The 19,946-nt window shown below is 73.8% G+C and carries 20 protein-coding genes; 18 read left to right on the top strand and 2 right to left on the bottom strand.

The window, feature by feature from the left end:
* The 7 genes from E1O70_RS05290 (at position 1) to E1O70_RS05260 (ending at position 5,898) form a co-directional block, all read left to right on the top strand.
* Positions 1 to 639, top strand: a complete 639-nt coding sequence (locus E1O70_RS05290) for an HIT family protein (protein WP_370670907.1) — start codon at positions 1 to 3, stop codon at positions 637 to 639.
* On the top strand, positions 639 to 1,307 hold the full coding sequence (gene pgsA / locus E1O70_RS05285) for a phosphatidylinositol phosphate synthase (protein WP_061267246.1): 669 nt from the start codon (positions 639 to 641) through the stop codon (positions 1,305 to 1,307). The genes E1O70_RS05290 and pgsA overlap by 1 nt, the downstream gene beginning before the upstream one ends.
* On the top strand, positions 1,307 to 2,287 hold the full coding sequence (locus E1O70_RS05280; RefSeq protein ID WP_061267247.1) for a phosphatidylinositol mannoside acyltransferase: 981 nt from the start codon (positions 1,307 to 1,309) through the stop codon (positions 2,285 to 2,287). Before pgsA ends, E1O70_RS05280 begins: the two co-directional genes overlap by 1 nt.
* A gap of 2 nt (positions 2,288 to 2,289) precedes the next feature.
* The gene (locus tag E1O70_RS05275) at positions 2,290 to 3,495 is read left to right on the top strand and encodes a glycosyltransferase family 4 protein (RefSeq protein ID WP_167496845.1); all 1,206 of its coding nucleotides are present in this window, start codon (positions 2,290 to 2,292) and stop codon (positions 3,493 to 3,495) included.
* Positions 3,492 to 4,142 (top strand): hypothetical protein, encoded by a 651-nt coding sequence (locus E1O70_RS05270; protein WP_061267249.1) that lies wholly within the window; start codon positions 3,492 to 3,494, stop codon positions 4,140 to 4,142. Before E1O70_RS05275 ends, E1O70_RS05270 begins: the two co-directional genes overlap by 4 nt.
* A gap of 191 nt (positions 4,143 to 4,333) precedes the next feature.
* Positions 4,334 to 5,275, top strand: a complete 942-nt coding sequence (pdxS, locus tag E1O70_RS05265; protein ID WP_076405046.1) for a pyridoxal 5'-phosphate synthase lyase subunit PdxS — start codon at positions 4,334 to 4,336, stop codon at positions 5,273 to 5,275.
* A gap of 59 nt (positions 5,276 to 5,334) precedes the next feature.
* Positions 5,335 to 5,898 (top strand): NUDIX hydrolase, encoded by a 564-nt coding sequence (locus E1O70_RS05260; RefSeq protein WP_061267250.1) that lies wholly within the window; start codon positions 5,335 to 5,337, stop codon positions 5,896 to 5,898.
* Positions 5,899 to 5,902: 4 nt separating this feature from the next.
* On the opposite strand, the gene E1O70_RS19840 is transcribed toward E1O70_RS05260, so the two are convergent.
* Complete coding sequence (locus E1O70_RS19840; protein ID WP_061267251.1) at positions 5,903 to 6,574, bottom strand: hypothetical protein; 672 nt, start codon at positions 6,572 to 6,574, stop codon at positions 5,903 to 5,905.
* Between the two features lie 83 nt (positions 6,575 to 6,657).
* Between E1O70_RS19840 and pdxT the strand changes: the two genes are divergently transcribed.
* From pdxT to E1O70_RS05200, 11 genes are all read left to right on the top strand, one after another.
* Positions 6,658 to 7,320, top strand: coding sequence for a pyridoxal 5'-phosphate synthase glutaminase subunit PdxT (gene pdxT, locus E1O70_RS05250; protein ID WP_043651857.1), 663 nt, complete (start codon positions 6,658 to 6,660; stop codon positions 7,318 to 7,320).
* Positions 7,321 to 7,326: 6 nt separating this feature from the next.
* Positions 7,327 to 8,088, top strand: a complete 762-nt coding sequence (locus E1O70_RS05245; RefSeq protein ID WP_034654766.1) for a YebC/PmpR family DNA-binding transcriptional regulator — start codon at positions 7,327 to 7,329, stop codon at positions 8,086 to 8,088.
* 222 nt (positions 8,089 to 8,310) lie between these two features.
* Complete coding sequence (gene ruvC / locus E1O70_RS05240; RefSeq protein WP_034654762.1) at positions 8,311 to 8,880, top strand: crossover junction endodeoxyribonuclease RuvC; 570 nt, start codon at positions 8,311 to 8,313, stop codon at positions 8,878 to 8,880.
* 198 nt (positions 8,881 to 9,078) lie between these two features.
* Positions 9,079 to 9,714 (top strand): Holliday junction branch migration protein RuvA, encoded by a 636-nt coding sequence (gene ruvA / locus E1O70_RS05235; protein ID WP_061267252.1) that lies wholly within the window; start codon positions 9,079 to 9,081, stop codon positions 9,712 to 9,714.
* Between the two features lie 2 nt (positions 9,715 to 9,716).
* Positions 9,717 to 10,793, top strand: coding sequence for a Holliday junction branch migration DNA helicase RuvB (ruvB, locus tag E1O70_RS05230; RefSeq protein ID WP_061267253.1), 1,077 nt, complete (start codon positions 9,717 to 9,719; stop codon positions 10,791 to 10,793).
* Between the two features lie 189 nt (positions 10,794 to 10,982).
* Complete coding sequence (gene yajC, locus E1O70_RS05225) at positions 10,983 to 11,441, top strand: preprotein translocase subunit YajC (RefSeq protein WP_021483634.1); 459 nt, start codon at positions 10,983 to 10,985, stop codon at positions 11,439 to 11,441.
* Positions 11,442 to 11,522: 81 nt separating this feature from the next.
* Positions 11,523 to 13,520 (top strand): protein translocase subunit SecD, encoded by a 1,998-nt coding sequence (secD, locus tag E1O70_RS05220; protein WP_061267254.1) that lies wholly within the window; start codon positions 11,523 to 11,525, stop codon positions 13,518 to 13,520.
* On the top strand, positions 13,520 to 14,638 hold the full coding sequence (gene secF, locus E1O70_RS05215) for a protein translocase subunit SecF (protein WP_034654760.1): 1,119 nt from the start codon (positions 13,520 to 13,522) through the stop codon (positions 14,636 to 14,638). Before secD ends, secF begins: the two co-directional genes overlap by 1 nt.
* Positions 14,635 to 15,240, top strand: a complete 606-nt coding sequence (locus E1O70_RS05210) for an adenine phosphoribosyltransferase (RefSeq protein WP_081895974.1) — start codon at positions 14,635 to 14,637, stop codon at positions 15,238 to 15,240. The genes secF and E1O70_RS05210 overlap by 4 nt, the downstream gene beginning before the upstream one ends.
* A gap of 74 nt (positions 15,241 to 15,314) precedes the next feature.
* Positions 15,315 to 17,657 (top strand): RelA/SpoT family protein, encoded by a 2,343-nt coding sequence (locus E1O70_RS05205; protein WP_061267321.1) that lies wholly within the window; start codon positions 15,315 to 15,317, stop codon positions 17,655 to 17,657.
* Positions 17,658 to 17,728: 71 nt separating this feature from the next.
* A complete protein-coding gene (locus tag E1O70_RS05200) occupies positions 17,729 to 18,835 on the top strand; it encodes an ATP-dependent DNA ligase (RefSeq protein WP_061267255.1) in 1,107 nt (368 codons plus the stop codon).
* A 29-nt stretch (positions 18,836 to 18,864) separates the two neighbouring features.
* Here E1O70_RS05200 and ligD read toward each other — a convergent pair whose 3' ends face one another.
* Positions 18,865 to 19,941 carry a non-homologous end-joining DNA ligase gene (ligD, locus tag E1O70_RS05195; protein WP_043651896.1) on the bottom strand — a complete coding sequence of 359 codons (1,077 nt, stop codon included), beginning with the start codon at positions 19,939 to 19,941 and terminating at the stop codon, positions 18,865 to 18,867.
* Positions 19,942 to 19,946: the final 5 nt, after the last annotated feature.

Here is a 19,946-nt window from a genome sequence, read left to right as displayed (position 1 = left end):
GTGAGCGACGAGCGCACGGGGGCACCCGGCGCGGCCGACGAGGCCGCGCCGGGCGCCGCACCCGACCCCGCGACCGGTGCGACGGTCGAGACGTCGGACGCGCACCCACGGTTCGACGACGGCCTGGACCGGCTCTGGACGCCGCACCGCATGGTGTACATCGGCGGGCAGGACAAGCCCGCTGACGACTCGCGCGGCGAGTGCCCGTTCTGCCGCGTGCCGGACCGCACGGACGAGGACGGGCTGATCGTCGCGCGCGGCCGGACGGCGTACGTCGTGCTCAACCTCTACCCGTACAACCCGGGCCACCTCATGGTCGTGCCGTACCGGCACGTCTCCGACTACACGGACCTCACGGAGGCCGAGACGGTCGAGGTCGCGCACCTCACGCAGACGGCCATGCGGGTCGTGCGCGCGGTGTCCGCGCCCGACGGCTTCAACCTCGGCATGAACCAGGGCGCGGTCGCGGGCGCGGGCATCGCCGCGCACCTGCACCAGCACGTCGTGCCGCGCTGGGCGGGGGACGCGAACTTCCTGCCGATCGTCGCGCAGACGAAGGCCGTGCCGGAGCTGCTCTCCGACACGCGGGCGCGGCTCGCGGACGCGTGGCCGACCACCGGCGAGGGGGACGACGCCTGATGTTCGGTCGTCTGCGCGCGCTCACCACGCGCCTGTTCACGCCGCTCGCCGCGTTCCTCCTGCGCGTCGGGGTGAGCCCGGACGCGGTGACCGTCACCGGGACGCTCGGCGTCGTCGTCGGCGCGCTGTGGCTCTTCCCCACGGGCCACCTCTTCGCCGGGGTCATGGTCGTCATGGTCTGCGCCTTCGCCGACGTGCTCGACGGCGTCATGGCGCGCCGCGCCGGCCGGTCGGGCCCCTGGGGCGCGTTCCTCGACTCGACGCTCGACCGGCTCGCCGACGCCGCCGTGTTCGTCGGGCTTACGCTGTGGTTCGTCCGCGCCGACGACCCGCGCCTCACGCCCGACCTCGCCGCGTGGGGGACCGTCGTCGCGCTCGCGTGCCTCGCTCTCGGCGCCGTCGTGCCGTACGCGCGGGCCCGCGCCGAGAGCGTCGGCATGACCGCGCAGGTCGGGATCGCCGAGCGTGCCGACCGCCTCGTCGCGGCCCTCGTCGCCGCCGGGCTCGTCGGCCTCGGCCTGCCACCCGTCGTGCTCGTCGTGGTGCTCGGCCTGCTCGCGCTCGCGAGCGCGGTGACGGTTGTGCAGCGCGTCGCGACGGTGCGCCGCCAGGCGCTCGCCCTCTCCGCGAGCGCCTCCCGGACCGACGACACGGAGGACGGTCGCTGATGGCCCTCGACGCCGGCAAGGCGTTCACGTTCGCCTGGCGCAACGCGCGCAAGGTGCCCGACCCGCTGCTGCGCGGGCTGTTCGACGCGATCGCCGACGTGACGTGGCTCCTGCACGGCGGGGGAGTGCGCCAGCTCGAGCGCAACCTCGCGCGCGTCCGGCCCGGGCTCTCGCCGCGCGCCCTGCGCCGGCTCTCGCGCGCGGGCATGCGGTCGTACATGCGGTACTACCGGGAGGCCTTCACGCTCCCCGCCTGGACGCCGGAGCAGGTCGAGGCGCGCGTGCGGCTCGTCGGGTACGAGAACCTGGCCGAGCACCTCGACGGCGACCGGAGCCCGGTGCTCGCGCTGTCCCACCAGGGCAACTGGGACCTCGCGGGCGCGTACGCGACCCCGCACATCGCGCCCGTGCTCACGGTCGCGGAGCGGCTGAAGCCCGACGAGCTGTTCGAGGAGTTTCTCGCGTTCCGCACCGGGCTCGGGCTCGAGATCCTCGCGCTCGGCGACGGCGACGTCTTCCGCGACCTGGTGCGCGGCGCGAGCCGGCCGGGGAAGATCATCCCGTTGCTCGCCGACCGCGACCTCACCCACCGCGGCGTCGAGGTCGACCTCTTCGGCGAGCGGGCGCGGGTCGCGGCCGGGCCCGCGGCGCTCGCCGTGAGCACGGGCGCGCCGCTCGTGCCGGCCGGCATCCACTACGAGCGGCTGCGCGGGGAGCGGCGCCGGGCCGCGGGCTCGCCCTGGGGCCTGGTCATCCGCTTCTTCCCGCGCGTCGAGATCGCGACGGACGTCCCGCGCGCCCAGCGAGTGGCCGCGGCGACGCAGTCCTGGGTCGACGCGCTGAGCGTCGCGATCCGCGAGCACCCGCAGGACTGGCACATGCTCCAGAAGGTGTTCGTCGACGACCTCGACCCCGAGCGCTACGCGCGCACGCGCGCCGCGGCGGGCGAGCCGGCCCCGGGCGCGGAGCGTGCCGCATGAGCCTGCGCGTGGGCATCGTGTGCCCCTACTCGTTCGACGCCCCCGGCGGTGTGCAGTTCCACGTCCGCGACCTCGCCGAGGCGCTCATGGCGCGGGGCCACGAGGTCTCCGTGCTCGCCCCGGCCGACGACGACACGCCCGTCCCGGACTACCTCACCTCCGCCGGCGGTGCGGTGCCGGTGCGCTACAACGGCTCGGTCGCGCGGCTCACGTTCGGCCCGCGCACGGCGGGCCGCGTGCGCCGGTGGCTCGACGCCGGACGGTTCGACGTGCTGCACCTGCACGAGCCCGTGACGCCCTCGCTGAGCATGCTCGCGCTCTGGATCGCGCAGGGCCCGATCGTCGCGACGTTCCACACGTCGCTCGTGCGCTCGCGCGCGCTCCAGGTCGCCTACCCGCTCGTGCGGCAGAGCCTGGAGAAGATCGACGCGCGCATCGCCGTCTCGGAGGACGCGCGGCGCACGCTGGTGGACCACCTGGGCGGGGACGCCGTCGTCATCCCCAACGGCGTGTACGTCGACACGTTCGCCGACGCCGTGCCGAGCCCGGCCTGGCAGGGCACGCCCGAGGCGCCGACGATCGCGTTCCTCGGGCGCCTCGACGAGCCGCGCAAGGGCCTGCCCGTCCTGACGGCCGCGATCCCGCGGATCCTCGAGCAGCTCCCCGGCGCGAGGTTCCTCGTCGCCGGGCGCGGCGACGACGGTCGGGACGCCGCGATCGAGGCGCTCGGCGCGCACGCGTCCTCCGTCGAGTTCCTCGGTGGTGTGAGCGACGAGGACAAGGCGAGCCTGCTCGCGTCGGTGGACCTCTACATCGCCCCGCAGACCGGGGGCGAGAGCTTCGGGATCGTCCTCGTGGAGGCGATGAGCGCCGGGGCGTGCGTCGTCGCGAGCGACCTCGGCGCGTTCCGCCGCGTGCTCGACGACGGCGCCGCGGGCGTGCTGTTCCCCGTCGGCGACCCCGAGGCGCTGGCCCGGGCGGTGGTCGACGTCCTCGCGGACCCCGACGCCCGTGCCGCGCACCGGGCGCGTGCGGCCGAGTTCGTGCGGCGGTTCGACTGGTCCGCGGTGACCGACCAGGTCTCCGCGGTGTACGACATGGTGCTCGCGGCGTCCGAGGCGGTCATCCCCGTGCACGAGGACCCGCGCTCGCGCCGCGGCGGGCGGTTGCTGGGCCGCGCCCGCGAGGAGGAGGTGGGTCGCCCGTGACCTGGTCCGAGACCGCCGTCCTCGTCCTCGTCGTCGCGGCCCTGGCCGCGTGGCTGCTGTGGGTCGCCGCGTCGCGGCTCGACCGCCTCCACCGCAAGGTCATGGCGTCGAGGCTCGCGCTGGACGCCCAGCTCGTGCGCCGCGCGTCGGCCGCCGTGGACCTCGCGGCGTCCGGCGAGCTCGACCCCGCGAGCTCCGTCCTCGTCGCCGAGGCGGCGCACGCCGTCCTTGACGACGACGCCGACGCGCGCCGGCTCCGCGAGCAGGTGCCCGGCCTCGTGCCGGCGGACGGCCCGCGGCCCCGGCGCCTGCTGGGCGGCATGGCGGAGTCGCGCGCCCTCGCGGAGAGCGACCTCACCGCGACGCTGCGCTCCGCGCTGGAGGACGCCGACGACCTCGCCGAGGTGCGGTCGGTCCCCGCCGGCGACGAGCTGCTCGCCACGCTGTCCGCCGCCTGGTACCGCGCCCAGCTCGCGCGCCGCTTCCACAACGAGGCCGTCGCCCAGGCGCTGCGCGTGCGCAGCAAGTGGTGGGTGCGTCTGTTCCACCTCGCGGGCCACGCGCCGATGCCCGTCACGGTCGAGCTCGACGACGCCGCGCCCGACGCGCTCGTGCGCCCTGTCGCCACCGCGGCCACGCCCGACTGAGAGTCGGCCCTCGCGGGTCGTACCGGGCTCGGCGGCCCGCTCCCGGCCGGTCCGGGGACCGGGGCCGTGGACGGCCCGACGTTAGGATGGGGAGCGCGTGGGAGCATGTGCCGTCGAGCCTGTTCGACGGCGTCCGCGCGCGATCGCGCGACGTTCCCCTGACCTGAAGGTGTGAGGTACCGGTGACCAACGTGGCCGACCAGAACGTCCCTGCCGAGAGCGCCCCGGGCGCCGCGACCGCGGAGGGTGCCGGCGCGGTCGGCACCGCGAGGGTCAAGCGGGGGATGGCGGAGATGCTCAAGGGCGGCGTCATCATGGACGTCGTCACGCCCGAGCAGGCGAAGATCGCCGAGGACGCCGGGGCCGTGGCGGTCATGGCGCTCGAGCGCGTGCCCGCCGACATCCGCGCGCAGGGCGGAGTCTCGCGCATGTCCGACCCGGACATGATCGACGGGATCATCGAGGCCGTCTCCATCCCCGTGATGGCCAAGGCGCGCATCGGCCACTTCGTCGAGGCGCAGGTGCTGCAGTCGCTCGGCGTGGACTACGTCGACGAGTCCGAGGTCCTCACGCCCGCGGACTACGCCAACCACATCGACAAGTGGCAGTTCACCGTCCCGTTCGTGTGCGGGGCGACCAACCTCGGCGAGGCGCTGCGCCGCATCACCGAGGGCGCCGCGATGATCCGCTCCAAGGGCGAGGCCGGCACGGGCGACGTCTCCAACGCGACCACGCACATGCGCACCATCCGCGGGGAGATCCGCCGCCTCACGTCGCTCCCCGAGGACGAGCTGTTCGTCGCCGCGAAGGAGCTCCAGGCGCCGTACGAGCTCGTCAAGGAGGTCGCCGCGACCGGCAAGCTCCCGGTCGTCATGTTCACCGCCGGCGGGATCGCGACCCCGGCCGACGCCGCGATGATGATGCAGCTCGGCGCCGAGGGCGTGTTCGTGGGGTCGGGCATCTTCAAGTCCGGCAACCCCGCCCAGCGCGCGGCCGCCATCGTCAAGGCGACGACGTTCTACGACGACCCCGACGTGATCGCCAAGGTCTCGCGCGGCCTCGGCGAGGCGATGGTCGGCATCAACGTCGACGACATCCCCGTCCCGCACCGCCTGGCCGAGCGCGGCTGGTGACCGACCGCCGCGCGTCGCAGCCGTCCGTCGTCGTGCCGACGACGGACGGCTGAGCCGTCGTGGCCGAGGCCGCCGGAGCGCCGTCGTCCCTGGGCCCCGACTGGGTGCTCGGGGACGACGGCCTGTACTTCCGCCGCGGCGCGCGCGTGCTGCTCCTCGACGACGCCGACCGGATCCTCCTCGCACGCGGGCACGACGTCGACCAGCCCGAGCGCTCGTGGTGGTTCACGATCGGCGGGGGAGTCGACCCGGGCGAGAGCGACGTCGACGCCGCGCTGCGCGAGGTCCGCGAGGAGACGGGCCTGCGTCTGGACCCGGGCGCGCTCGTCGGCCCGGTGTACACGCGCAGCGCGATCTTCGACTTCTACCGGCAGCACTGCCGCCAGGACGAGGTGCTGTTCCTCGCGCGGGTCACCGGGGCCGACCGCGACGGCGGGCTGAGCCGCGCCGGGTGGACCGACGTCGAGCTCGACGTCGTCGACGAGATGCGCTGGTGGGCGCTCGACGACCTGCGCGGCGTCCAGATCGAGGTCTTCCCCGAAGGGCTGCCCGACCTCGTCGCACCGCTGCTGCGCGGGTGGGACGGCGTGACGCGGCACCTCGGCACGGCGCGCGCGGACTGACCGGCTACGCCCGGCGGGCGATCACCCGCCACACGATCCCGCCGACGAGCAGTCCCGCGCCCAGCAGCCCGCCGCCGATCGCGACGAACCACAGCACGATCGTGCCGCCGAGCGTCGCGAAGAACGTGCCGAAGCGCCAGCCCTCGGTGACGACGAACGTCGTGCCCGCGGGCGCTGCGCCCTGCGCGACGGTCACCGTGCACGTCCCGGACGCCGGCGGCGTCGCCTCGGCCACCGTCGTCGCCTGGGAGGAGCCCAGGCCGGAGCTGCCGGACACCGACGGGGCGCTCACCGTGAGGTCGCCGTCGGCGCAGGTCACGGTCACGTCCTCGACGTCGAGGCCCGCGCCGTCCGAGGACCCCGCGCGGCCCACCGCCCAGATGCTGTACGGCTGGCCGCCCGAGACCTCGAGCTCCGCCTCGCCCGGCACGTCGCCCGACGCGAGCGCCGCCGACCCGGGCCGACCCGCGCCGTCGATCACGCCGGTCGGCAGCGCCCGCACGAACGTCGTGACGCCGAGGACCCCCGCCACGAGCGCGAGCACGAGCACGACGGCGCCGACCACGATCATCGTCGTGGCGCCGCGCGTGCTGCGCGGGGGCCGCGGCGCCGCCCCGGGGTACGGCGCCGGACCGGGCGCGGGGTAGGGCTGGCCGGGGGCGGGCGGGTACGTCACGACGGCGAGGCTAGCAACCGTGGGCGCGGCCGGAGGCCCACCGCGGGACAAGCGGCGGAGCCGCCGACGTATCATTCCCCTTCGTGACGATCACCATCGGTGTCCTCGCCCTCCAGGGCGACGTGCGCGAGCACCGCGCCGCGCTCGAGGCCGCGGGCGCCCGCACGGTCGGCGTCCGCCGCCCCGAGGAGCTCGCCGCGGTCGACGGGCTCGTGCTCCCGGGCGGCGAGTCGACGACCATCGACAAGCTCCTGCGCATCTTCGAGCTCGACGAGCCGCTGCGCGCGCGCATCGCCGAGGGCCTGCCCGTCTACGGCTCGTGCGCCGGCATGATCCTGCTCGCCGACCGCATCCTGGGCGGCACCGCCGACCAGCGCACCATCGGCGGGCTCGACGTGACGGTCCGGCGCAACGCGTTCGGCCGGCAGGTCGACTCGTTCGAGACCGACCTCGCGTTCGCGGGTCTGGCGCCGGCGGACGACGGGCGCGACGGCGCACCGAGACCGGGCCAGGACGGGGACGCGGTGCACGCCGTGTTCATCCGGGCGCCCTGGGTCGAGGAGGCCGGGCCCGGGGTCGAGGTGCTCGCACGGATCCCCGAGCACGGCGCACCCGGCATCCCGGCGGCTGCCGCCGGTAGGATCGTCGCAGTCCAGCAGGGATCGCTGCTCGCCACCTCGTTCCACCCGGAGATCTCCGGGGACGCGCGCGTGCACGAGCTGTTCGTCAGAATCGCGAAGGGGTAGGAACGCATGTCAGGGCACTCCAAGTGGGCCACGACCAAGCACAAGAAGGCGGCCATCGACGCCAAGCGCGGCAAGCTCTTCGCGAAGCTCATCAAGAACATCGAGGTCGCGGCGCGCACGGGCGGCGGTGACCCCGCGGGCAACCCGACGCTGTTCGACGCCATCCAGAAGGCGAAGAAGTCGTCGGTCCCCAACGACAACATCGACCGCGCCGTCAAGCGCGGCTCGGGCACCGGCGCCGACGCCGTCGACTACCAGACGATCATGTACGAGGGCTACGGCCCCAACGGCATCGCCGTCCTGGTCGAGTGCCTCACCGACAACAAGAACCGCGCGGCCTCCGAGGTCCGCCTCGCGTTCAGCCGCAACGGCGGCAACCTCGCCGACCCGGGCTCCGTGTCCTACCTCTTCGCGCGCAAGGGCCTCGTCGTCGTGCCGAAGGCGGAGGGCGTGACCGAGGACGACGTCATGCTCGCCGCGCTCGAGGCGGGGGCCGAGGAGGTCACCGACTCCGGCGACGTCATCGAGGTGCTGTCCGAGGCGAGCGATCTCGTCGCCGTGCGCAGCGCGATCCAGGAGGCGGGGATCGAGTACGACTCCGCCGACTCGATCTGGCACCCGTCGATGGAGGTCGAGGTCGACGCCGAGGGCGCGCGCAAGATCCTGCGCCTCATCGACGCGCTCGAGGACAGCGACGACGTGCAGAACGTCTACGCCAACTTCGACGCGTCGGACGAGGTCATGGCGGAGCTCGAGAACGACGACTGATCCCGTCGGCTCGGTCACCGAGACCGACGGCGTGGTCCCCCGGGGTGGCGGGGCGGGTGAGGTGCGCGCGGTCTACCATCCGCGGCGCTCGTTCCTCGCGCCGCTCCCGCCAGGCCCGCCACGACCGCGCGCACCTCACCCGCCCCGCCGGTCTCGGCTCGCCGTGGTCGGCGGCCCGCGAGGCGCACGGGTTCCGTGGTCGGGTCGTGGGAGGGTACTGGGGTGCGCGTTCTCGGAGTGGATCCTGGGCTGACCCGGTGCGGTGTCGGGGTGGTGGACTCCGCGCGGGGGCGGCGGGCCGAGCTCGTCGCGGTCGGGGTGATCCGGACGGACCCGGAGCTGAGCGTGGACCTGCGGCTGCTGCGGATCGCGGAGCGGCTCGACGCGTGGTTCGACGAGCACGTGCCCGACGTCGTGGCGGTCGAGCGCGTGTTCGCGCAGCACAACGTCGGGACGGTCATGGGGACCGCGCAGGCCGCGGGCATCGCGATGGTCGGGGCCGCGAAGCGGGGCGTCCCCGTCGCGCTGCACACGCCGTCGGAGGTCAAGGCCGCGGTCACGGGGAGCGGACGCGCCGGCAAGGAGCAGGTCCAGCGCATGGTCGCGGGGATCCTCGGCCTCGCGGAGCCGCCGAAGCCCGCGGACGCGGCCGACGCGCTCGCGCTCGCGATCTGCCACCTGTGGCGCCCCGCGGGTGCCCTGCAGGGCGGCGAGCGGCACGAGCTCACGGCCGCCCAGCGCGCCTGGGCGGCCGCCGAGCACGCGGCGAAGGGACGGCGCGCGCCGCGCTAGCGGCGACGCTGCCGCCGGTCGTGCCGGTGGGGGTGCCGGCGGTCCGTGTCGGTCGGTCGGCGGGTGGGCGGCCCTTGCTAGAGTGACCGCGGTCGTACGGGTGTTCGACGCGCCTCTCGGTGCGCGGCCCGACGGCGGTCCTCGGGGCCGGCGGACCATCGGACCAGGCCGGGGCTGCCGGCCGGGAGAGGAGCCTGCGTGATCGCGTCCCTGAGCGGTGTCGTGGCGAGCGTCCAGCTCGACCGCGCCGTGCTCGAGGTCGGAGGAGTGGGCTACCTCGTCCACGCCACGCCCGCCACGCTCGCCGGCCTGCGCGTCGGGGAGACGGCGCGCCTCGCGACGAGCGTCGTCGTGCGCGAGGACTCGTTCACGCTCTACGGCTTCGCCGACGACGACGAGCGCGCCGTCTTCGAGACCGTCCAGACCGTGAGCGGCGTCGGTCCGCGCCTCGCGCTCGCGATGCTCGCCGTGCACACGCCCGACGGCCTGCGTCGTGCGGTCGCGGGCGCCGACATCGCCGCGCTCGTGCGCGTCCCGGGCATCGGCAACAAGGGCGCGCAGCGGATCGCGCTCGAGCTCGGCGACAAGCTCGGCCCGCCCACGGGCGCCGACGCTCCCGAGGCGGGATCGACCGCCTCGGCGTCGGCGCCGCGTCCGGAGGACCGGCGCGACCAGGTGGTCGAGGCGCTCGTCGGGCTCGGCTGGAACCTCAAGGCCGCGGACGACGCGGTGTCCACCGTGCTCGCCGAGGCGGGCGTCGACGTCGTCGAGGCACCCGACGTGGCGGGCGCGCTGCGTGCCGCGCTGCGGGTGCTCGGCGGGCCGAGGAGCTGACGATGGCGACCTTCGACCAGGTGGGACTCGACGACCTCGGCGGAGACGGCACGTTCTCGTCCGAGCGCATCGTCGCGGCGGGCGCGGACGACCTCGAACGCGCGGCCGAGGCCGCGCTCCGGCCGCGCCGGCTGGAGGAGTTCGTCGGCCAGGCCGTCGTGCGCGACCAGCTGTCGCTCGTGCTCCAGGCCGCGCTCGCGCGGGGGAGCGCGCCGGACCACGTGCTCCTGTCGGGTCCGCCCGGGCTCGGCAAGACGACGCTCGCCATGATCATCGCCGCGGAGCTCGGCACGTCGCTGCGCGTGACGTCCGGGCCCGCGATCCAGCACGCCGGCGACCTCGCGGCGGTGCTGTCCTCGCTCGAGGAGGGCGAGGTCCTGTTCATCGACGAGATCCACCGGCTAGCGCGACCGGCCGAGGAGCTCCTGTACATGGCGATGGAGGACTTCCGCGTCGACGTCGTCGTGGGCAAGGGGGCCGGGGCGAGCGCCATCCCGCTCTCGCTGCCGCCCTTCACGGCGGTCGGCGCGACGACGCGCGCGGGGCTCCTGCCCGCGCCGCTGCGCGACCGGTTCGGCTTCACCGGGCACCTGGACTTCTACTCGGGCGACGAGCTCGAGCGCGTGCTGACGCGCTCGGCCGGCCTGCTGGGCGTCGCGCTCGACCCCCAGGCCGCCCGCGAGATTGCGGGGCGTTCGCGCGGCACGCCCCGCATCGCGAACCGCCTCCTGCGGCGTGTGCGTGACTGGGCGCAGGTGCGCGGCGACGGGACCATGGACCTCGCGGCCGCGCGCGCGGCCCTCGAGGTCTACGAGGTGGACCCGATCGGCCTCGACCGGCTCGACCGGGCGGTGCTCACCGCGCTGTGCACGCGCTTCAACGGCGGTCCCGTGGGCCTGACGACGCTCGCGGTGACGGTGGGCGAGGAGGCGGAGACGGTCGAGACCGTCGCCGAGCCGTACCTCGTGCGCGAGGGGCTGATCGGGCGGACGCCGCGGGGTCGCGTCGCGACCCCGGCCGCCTGGGCGCACCTCGGGCTCACCCCGCCGCGCGAGGGCGGGACGCTCTTCGACGCCTGAGGCGACGCCGGAGGTCACGAGCCCGCGAGGACGCTCCGTGACGGCGGTCACAGGCGCTCCGCGGGTGGTCCTAGAATGGTCGGGACCCGGGCGGGCGGAACTCCGCGGCGAGACGGCTCGTTGGTGAACCGTGCGCGCACGCCTAGACTGCGCGCAGATCCCGCACAGAACAGGACACGAGACTCCGTCATGGATATCAGCTTCATCCTCATCCTCGCCCTCGCGGCGGGTGCGATGTTCCTCATGACCAGCCGCACCCGCAAGCAGCAGCGCGAGGCCCAGAACTTCCGGGCGACCCTCGCCCCCGGGCAGGAGGTGATGACGGGCTCGGGCATGTTCGGCACGGTCGTCGACGTCGACGACGAGGCCGACGTCATCACCATCGAGTCGACACCGGGCAACCAGTCCCGGTGGCTGCGCGCCGCGATCGCCAAGCTCGTCGAGCCCCCGGTCGAGGAGACCGAGGAGACGACGGCGGACGACGCGTCCGAGGACGCGGCCGAGTACGGCACCGCCGGTGCCGACGCCGGGACCACCACGAAGGGCGACGTCGACGACCTCGTCGTGCCCGACGACCTCTCCGGTCTGACCGACGACCGGTCGGAGAAGGACCGCGGACGCCGGGACGACGGCACCGACATCAAGTGACCCTATGCCGGTCGCTGCCGCGACCGGCCTGACGCGGTGGGCCGCGAGGCCCACCGCACACGCACGAGAAGAGACGGACAGTTGGCCACCAGCAGCACACGAGCGAGGCCCGTACGGACCCTCGTCACCCTGGGAATCCTCATCGTCGTCCTCTTCGGGTCCCTCTTCGCGGGCACGAAGCTCGACCCGAAGACCGAGGACAACCCGGGCGGGGCGAGCCTCACCCCGGGCCTCGCGCTCGATCTCGAGGGTGGCACGCAGATCATCCTGGAGCCCGTCACCACCGACGGCTCGCAGCCGACGGCCGAGGACATCAACCAGGCGATCAACGTCATCCGCCAGCGCATCGACGCGCAGGGTGTCTCCGAGGCCGAGATCACGAGCCAGGGCCGCAACAACATCGTCGTCGGCATCCCGGGGCAGCCGTCCCAGGAGACCATCGACCTCGTCAGCACCTCGGCCCAGATGCGCTTCCGCCCCGTGCTCTCCGTGGGCATGCCGACGGCGACGCCCGCCGACGAGTCCACCGACCCGGCCGCGGGCGACGACGCCGCGGCCGAGGACGCCCCGGACGCGACGGAGTCCGCGGACGCCGCCACCGACGGCGCGACGGACCCCGCGGCCGAGGACGGCACGGACCCGGCGGCCGACGCAGCGACGGGCGCCCCGGCGGACGACGCGACGACGGACCCGGCGCCGGAGACGACCCGCCCGGAGAACCCGAGCGACCTCGCGCAGATCACGCCGGAGCTGCAGGCGCAGTTCGACGCTCTCGACTGCACGCTCCCCGAGAACCTCGTGGGCGGCGACAGCGGCCCGACCGACAGCGCGTTCGTCTCGTGCGCCGACGACGGCACGGCCAAGTACATCCTCGGCCCGGTCGAGATCGAGGGCACCGACATCTCGAACGCGAGCTCCGGCCTGCGCGTCGGGCAGAACGGCGTCGTCACCAACGAGTGGGTCGTCAACATCGAGTTCGACTCCGAGGGCACCAAGGCCTTCCGTGACGTCACGACGCGTCTCACGACGCTGCCGTCGCCGCAGAACCAGTTCGCGATGGTCCTCGACGGCCTCGTCATCTCGGCACCCGTCTCGCAGGTCGCGATCCCCGACGGCAAGGCCGAGATCTCGGGCAGCTTCACGCGCGACAGCGCGGCGACGCTCGCGAACCAGCTCAACTTCGGCTCGCTGCCCCTGACGTTCGAGGTGCAGAGCCAGGAGCAGATCTCCGCGACGCTCGGCTCCGAGCAGCTCGAGAAGGGTCTGCTCGCGGGCGCGATCGGCCTGCTTCTGGTCGTCATCTACTCGCTCTTCCAGTACCGCGTGCTCGGCCTGGTCACCGTCGCGTCGCTCGGCATCGCGGCCGTCGTGACGTTCGGCGTGATCTCGGTGCTCTCGTGGACGATCGGGTACCGCCTGTCGCTCGCCGGCGTCGCGGGGCTCATCGTCGCGATCGGTATCACCGCGGACTCGTTCATCGTGTACTTCGAGCGCATCCGCGACGAGCTGCGCGACGGCCGGACGCTGAACTCCGCGGTGGAGAAGGGCTGGCAGCGTGCCCGCCGCACGATCCTCGCCTCGGACGCGGTGAACTTCGTCGCCGCGGTGGTCCTGTACTACCTGGCGGTCGGCGGCGTGCGCGGCTTCGCGTTCACGCTGGGCCTGACCACCCTGGTCGACCTGATCGTGGTGTTCCTCTTCACGCACCCGCTCATGCAGCTCCTCGCCCGGACCAAGTTCTTCGCGAACGGCCACCCGGCGTCGGGCCTCGACCCGCGGCGCCTCGGGGTGCGCGGCACGCGGTACGCCGGTCGCGGCCGCGTCGTCGGGGCGACCTCGACGGCACCCGCGGACGGCGGTGACGTCGTCGAGGACGCGCCGGTGCAGGACGCCCCGGCGCGCGAGCGCACGGCGCCCGTCCGGGAGACGGTCGGTGCCGGCGTCGGCCGGTCAGACGGCCCGCGCATGACCATCGCCGAGCGCCGTGCCGCCGAGCGGCGGGCCGCCGCCTCCGCGGACGGCGACGAGGGGTCCCCGGCCGCTGACGCGGCGGGCGACGAGAACGAGGAGAAGCACTGATGGCCAGCGGTTTCGCCCAGTGGGGCAACGACCTGTACACGGGCCGCCGGTCCTACGCCATCGTCGCCAAGCGGCGCGCCTACTTCGTGGTGGCGCTCGTCCTGGTCGTCCTGTCCCTCGGCATCATCGGGGTCCGGATCGCCGGTGACGGGCTCAACCTCGGCATCGAGTTCCGCGGCGGGTCGGAGTTCACCGTCTCGGGCGTCTCGGACACCTCGCAGCAGCCGGCGCTCGACGCCGTCGCGGCGGTCGCCCCCGAGGAGGTGCCGCGCGTCACCTCGGTGGGCTCCAGCACCGTGCGGGTGCAGACGGCGGAGCTGAGCAACGCGCAGGTCGAGCAGGTCGCCGTCGAGCTCGCGAACGCGTACGACGTGTCCGAGGGGGAGGTGACGAGCTCGTACATCGGCCCCACCTGGGGCAAGGACGTCTCCCAGAAGGCGATCGTCGGCCTCGTCGTCTTCCTGCTCCTCGTGAGCCTGGTCATGACGATCTACTTCCGGAACTGGCGCATGGCGCTCGCCGCGGTCATCGCGCTGTTCCACGACCTCATCGTCACCGTGGGCATCTACGCGGCGATCGGCTGGGAGATCACGCCGGCGACGGTGATCGGCCTCCTGACGATCCTCGCGTACTCGATCTACGACACCGTCGTGGTCTTCGACAAGGTCCGCGAGAACACCGCGGGTGTGCTCGACCAGACGCGCAGCACCTACGCCGAGCGGGCCAACCTCGCGATCAACCAGACGCTCGTGCGCTCGATCAACACGTCCGTCGTCGCGTTGCTCCCCGTCGCAGGCATCCTCTTCATCGGGGCGTTCCTGCTGGGCGCGGGCACGCTGCGCGACATCGCGCTCGCGCTCTTCGTCGGCATGGCCGTCGGCGCCTACTCCTCGGTGTACCTCGCGACGCCGCTCGAGGTCGCGCTGCGCGAGCGGGAGAAGCCCATCCAGGAGCACACGGCCAAGGTCCTCGCGCTGCGCGCGGAGCGGGCCGAGGTCGCGGGCGACGAGGAGGACGCCGCGCTCGCGGCGGCCGGCGTCGGGGCAGGGCACCGCCAGCTCCAGCCGGGCGCGCACCAGGGCAACAAGGCGCAGCCGCGCCGCCGTCGTCCCCGATGACGGCACCCGGTCACGTGCCGGCCGGCGAGGCGGGCGGCCTGCGCGCCGTCCACCTCGCCGGGCTCGGCCCGGAGCGCGCCTCGCGCGTGCTCGAGCTCGTCCGTGCCGTCCCGGACTACCCGGGACCGGGGATCGTCTTCCGGGACATCACCGGCTTGCTGGCCGACGGCGACGCCTTCGGCCACGTCGTCGAGGCGCTCGGCGACGTCGCGCGCGCCGCGGGCGGGGTCGACCTCGTCGCGGGCATGGAGGCGCGGGGGTTCCTCATCGGGGCGCCGCTCGCGACGCACCTCGGCGTCGGGTTCGTGCCGCTGCGCAAGGCGGGCAAGCTCCCGCCGCCGACGGACACCGTCACCTACGACCTCGAGTACGGCACCGCGACCATCGAGCTCCGGTCGGGAACACTGCCCCCGGGTGCGCGTGTTCTCGTGGTGGACGACGTGCTCGCGACCGGGGGCACGGCGGCCGCGGGCGCCGAGCTCGTCGAGCGCGGGGGAGGCGTCGTGGTGGGCCTGGCGTTCCTGCTCGAGCTCGAGGGCCTGGGAGGCCGCGAGCGGCTCGCGGGCCGCGAGGTGGCCACGCTGGTCCACGTCGAGTCGTAGGATTGCCACTCCGGTCGTCTCGGCTGGTCGCCGGCATCGTGCCGGTGGCGGCCGCCCTGCGGAAGGAGGCGCGCATGAGCGAGAACACCCGGACGTCGCGCGCTCCTGAGCGCGCGGGCGCCCCGACCTCCGGCACCGGCGGCTCGGGCGGGCGCGGTGTGCGCTCGCGCCTGGTCCGCTTCGGCGCGCGCCCCAACGCGGGCAGCCCGGCGCTCGAGCCGGTGCTCCAGGCCGTCCGTACCAACCACCCGCGCACGGACCTGAGCGTCATCGAGCGCGCGTACGAGACCGCCGAGCGCGCCCACCGCGGCCAGCTGCGCAAGAGCGGCGACCCGTACATCACGCACCCCGTCGCGGTCGCGACGATCCTCGCCGAGCTCGGGTTCGACGGGTCGACGCTCGCCGCCGCGCTGCTGCACGACACGGTCGAGGACACCGACTACTCGCTCGCGCAGCTCACCGAGGAGTACGGCGAGGAGATCGCCATGCTCGTCGACGGCGTGACCAAGCTCGACAAGGTCACGTACGGCGACGCGGCGCAGGCCGAGACGGTGCGCAAGATGGTCGTCGCCATGGCGCGCGACATCCGCGTGCTCGTCATCAAGCTCGCCGACCGCCTGCACAACGCGCGCACCTGGAAGTACGTGTCGTCGTCGTCGGCGGGGCGCAAGGCGCGCGAGACCCTCGAGATCTACGCCCCGCTCGCCCACCGCCTCGGCATGAACACGATCAAGTGGGAGCTCGAGGACCTGTCGTTCCAGGCCCTGTACCCCAAGGTGTACGACGAGATCGTCCACCTCGTCGCCGAGCGCGCGCCGGCGCGCGAGGAGTACCTGGCCGTCGTTCGCGAGCAGGTCACGGCCGACCTGCGCAGCGCGAAGATCAAGGCCATCGTCACCGGCCGGCCGAAGCACTACTACTCGATCTACCAGAAGATGATCGTGCGCGGCCACGACTTCGCGGAGATCTACGACCTCGTCGGCGCGCGCGTCCTGGTGGACAGCGTCCGGGACTGCTACGCGGCGCTCGGCGCGCTGCACGCGCGGTGGAACCCCGTGCCGGGGCGGTTCAAGGACTACATCGCGATGCCGAAGTTCAACATGTACCAGTCGTTGCACACGACGGTCATCGGGCCGGGCGGCAAGCCGGTCGAGATCCAGATCCGCACGCACGAGATGCACCGGCGCGCGGAGTACGGCGTCGCGGCGCACTGGAAGTACAAGGAGACCGCGAAGTCGGGCGGCAAGACGGCGAAGGACGACGCCGCGGCCAACGACATGCGGTGGCTGCGCCAGCTCGTGGACTGGCAGCGTGAGACGGCCGACCCGGCCGAGTTCCTCGACTCGCTGCGCTTCGAGATCGGCGGCGCGGAGGTCTACGTCTTCACCCCCAAGGGCGACGTGATGGCGCTGCCGGCGGGCTCGACGCCGGTCGACTTCGCCTACGCGGTGCACACCGAGGTCGGGCACCGGACCATGGGCGCGCGCGTCAACGGGCGGCTCGTCCCGCTCGACTCGACGCTCGAGAACGGCGACTCAGTCGACGTCCTCACCTCGAAGTCCGAGAACGCGGGTCCGAGCCGTGACTGGCTCGCGTTCGTCAAGAGCCCCCGGGCGCGCAACAAGATCCGGCAGTGGTTCTCCAAGGAGCGCCGCGAGGAGGCCGTCGAGCACGGCAAGGACGCGATCGCCAAGGCGATGCGCAAGCAGAACCTGCCGATCCAGCGCCTGCTGTCGCACGAGTCGCTCGTCGCGCTCGCCAACGAGCTCCGCTTCGCGGACGTCACCGCCCTGTACGCGGCGATCGGCGAGGGCCAGGTGTCGGCGGCGAACGTCGTCTCCAAGCTCGTCCAGGCGATGGGAGGCGAGGAGGGCACGGTCGAGGACGTCGCCGAGACCGCGCGCCCCGGGAACACCGCGCGCCGCGTGCGCACGGGCGACCCGGGCGTCATGGTCAAGGGCGTCGACGACATCTGGGTGAAGCTCGCGAAGTGCTGCACCCCGGTCCCGGGCGACGAGATCATCGGCTTCGTCACGCGCGGGCAGGGCGTGAGCGTGCACCGCGCGGACTGCGCGAACGTCGTCGGGCTGCGCAACCAGCCCGAGCGGATCGTCGACGTCTCGTGGACCACGGGCAGCAACGCGATGTTCCTCGTGCAGATCCAGGTCGAGGCGCTCGACCGTGCGCGCCTGCTCTCCGACGTGACGCGCGTCCTGTCGGACAACCACGTGAACATCCTCTCGGCGACCGTCTCGACCTCGAACGACCGCGTGGCGATGTCGCGCTTCGTCTTCGAGATGGCGGAGCCCGCGCACCTCGCGCAGGTCCTCAGCGCGGTGCGCAAGGTCGACGGCGTGTTCGACGTCTACCGCATCACGGGGACGAAGGCCGCCGAGACGGCGCAGCTCCCCGCCTGAGCCCGCGGGTCGCACGCTGACCGAGGCCACCACGCCGCGCAGGGCGGCAGACCCGGTGGCAGCATCGGCACATGGACCTGCCCGTCATGCCTCCCGTGCTGCCCATGCTCGCGAAGTCCGTGCCCGCCGTGCCCGAGCCCGACGCCGTCGACGGCGGGTACGTGTACGAGCCGAAGTGGGACGGCTTCCGCGCGATCGTGTACCGCGACGGCGACGAGGTGCGGCTCGACAGCAGGAACGCGCGGCCCATGGACCGCTACTTCCCCGAGGTCGTCGAGGCGGTGCGGGCCGCTCTGCCGCCCCGGTGCGTGGTCGACGGCGAGATCGTCGTCGCGCGGGACGGCCGCCTCGAGTTCGAGGTGCTCCAGCAGCGCATCCACCCGGCGGCGTCGCGCGTGCGCCTGCTCGCGGAGCAGACCCCCGCGGCCCTCGTCGTGTTCGACGTGCTCGCGCTGGGGGACGAGGACCTCACGCGCGCGCCGCTCGCGCGGCGGCAGGAGGTGCTCGACTCCCTGGGCCTCGACGGTCCGGCCGTGCACGCCACGCCCCGCACCCGCGACGTCGCCGTGGCGCGGGAGTGGTTCGACACGTTCGAGGGGGCGGGCCTGGACGGCGTGGTCGCCAAGCCGCTCGACGGCACCTACCAGCCGAACAAGCGCGTGATGCTCAAGATCAAGCACGGCCGCGATGCGGACGTCGTGCTCGCGGGGTACCGCCTGCACAAGACGTCGACCCCCGCGAAGCCGCTGCTCGGCTCGCTCCTGCTCGGCCTGTACGACGACGCGGGCCAGCTCCAGTTCGTCGGCGTCGCCGCGTCGTTCCCGACGGCGCGGCGCGCCGCGCTGGTCGAGGAGCTCGCGCCGCTCGTCGTCGAGCCGGGCACGCCGGACGCGGACGCGCACCCGTGGTCCGGGTGGGAGAACCCCGCCGGCGAGCGGATGCCGGGTGCGGTGTCGCGCTGGAGCTCGGGCAAGGACCTGTCGTTCACGCCGCTGCGCCCGGAGCGCGTGCTCGAGGTCGCCTACGACCACATGGAGGGCTCTCGGTTCCGGCACACCGCGCAGTTCCGGCGCTGGCGCGACGACCGGGACCCGGGGTCGTGCACCTATGAGCAGCTCGAGGAGCCGGTGCGCTACGACCTCACGGGCATCCTGCCCGGGGCGCCGGGCGTCGGCTGACGCGGCGAGCGCCCCGGGGGCACGCCATGTCAGTCCCGGGCGCGGTCCCGGTCCTTGCTCGGCTGGACGCGCTTGGGCTCGCCGGGCATCTTCGGGTACTCGGGCGGGTAGGGGAGGTCCCCGAGACCGTGCTCGGCCTCGTCGCGCCGGGACAGCTCCAGGGCGGGCTCGAGCGACGCGCCCGGGTCCTCCCGGTCGGCGCGCAGGGGTGCGAAGAGGTCGCCGACCGCGGCGAAGCGCGCGGGCATCGACAGCACGTCGAAGTCGTCCGGGTGGACGTCGCCGAGCTCCTCCCAGCGCAGGGGAGCGGACACCGTCGCGCGCTGGTTGGAACGGATCGAGTAGGCCGACGCGATCGTGCGGTCGCGCGCCATCTGGTTGTAGTCGACGAAGATCTTGGCGCCGCGCTCCTCCTTCCACCACTTCGTGGTGACCTGGTCCGGCAGGCGGCGTTCGAGCTCACGACCGATCGCGATCGTCGCGCGGCGCGCGGCGACGAAGTCCCACTCGGGCGCGACCGGGACGAACACGTGGATGCCGCGGCCGCCCGACGTCTTGGGGTAGCCGGGGAGGCCGAGCTCGTCGAGGATCTCGCGCAGGTGCGGTGCGACGCGCACCGCGTCGTCGAAGTCGGTGCCCGGCTGCGGGTCGAGGTCGATGCGGAGCTGGTCCACCGCCTCGACGTCGCCGCCGCGCACGGGCCACGGGTGGAACGTCAGGGTGCCGAGGTTGGCCGCCCAGGCGACGACGGCGAGCTCCGTGGGGCACACCTCGTCGGCCGTGCGCCCGCTCGGGAACGCGATGCGCGCGGTCTGCACCCACTCCGGGGCGCCCTTCGGGATGCGCTTCTGGTAGAACGCGTCGCCGGTGTTGTCCGTGCGCGTGCTCATGCGCGCGCCCTCGAACACGCCCTTGGGCCAGCGCTCGAGCGTCGTCGGGCGGTCGACCAGGGCGCCGAGGATGCCGTCGCCCACGTCGAGGAAGTACTGCACGACGTCGAGCTTGGTGAGCCCGCGCGCGGGGAAGACGACGCGGTCCGGGCTCGTGACGCGCACGGTCCTTCCTCGGACGTCGAGCTCCACGGGGGGAGTCGTGGCTGCGGCCATGCCGA

The sequence above is a fragment of the Cellulosimicrobium funkei genome (assembly GCF_004519295.1).
Lineage (GTDB): Bacteria > Actinomycetota > Actinomycetes > Actinomycetales > Cellulomonadaceae > Cellulosimicrobium > Cellulosimicrobium funkei.
This window is presented reverse-complemented; position numbering and strand designations above follow the sequence as displayed.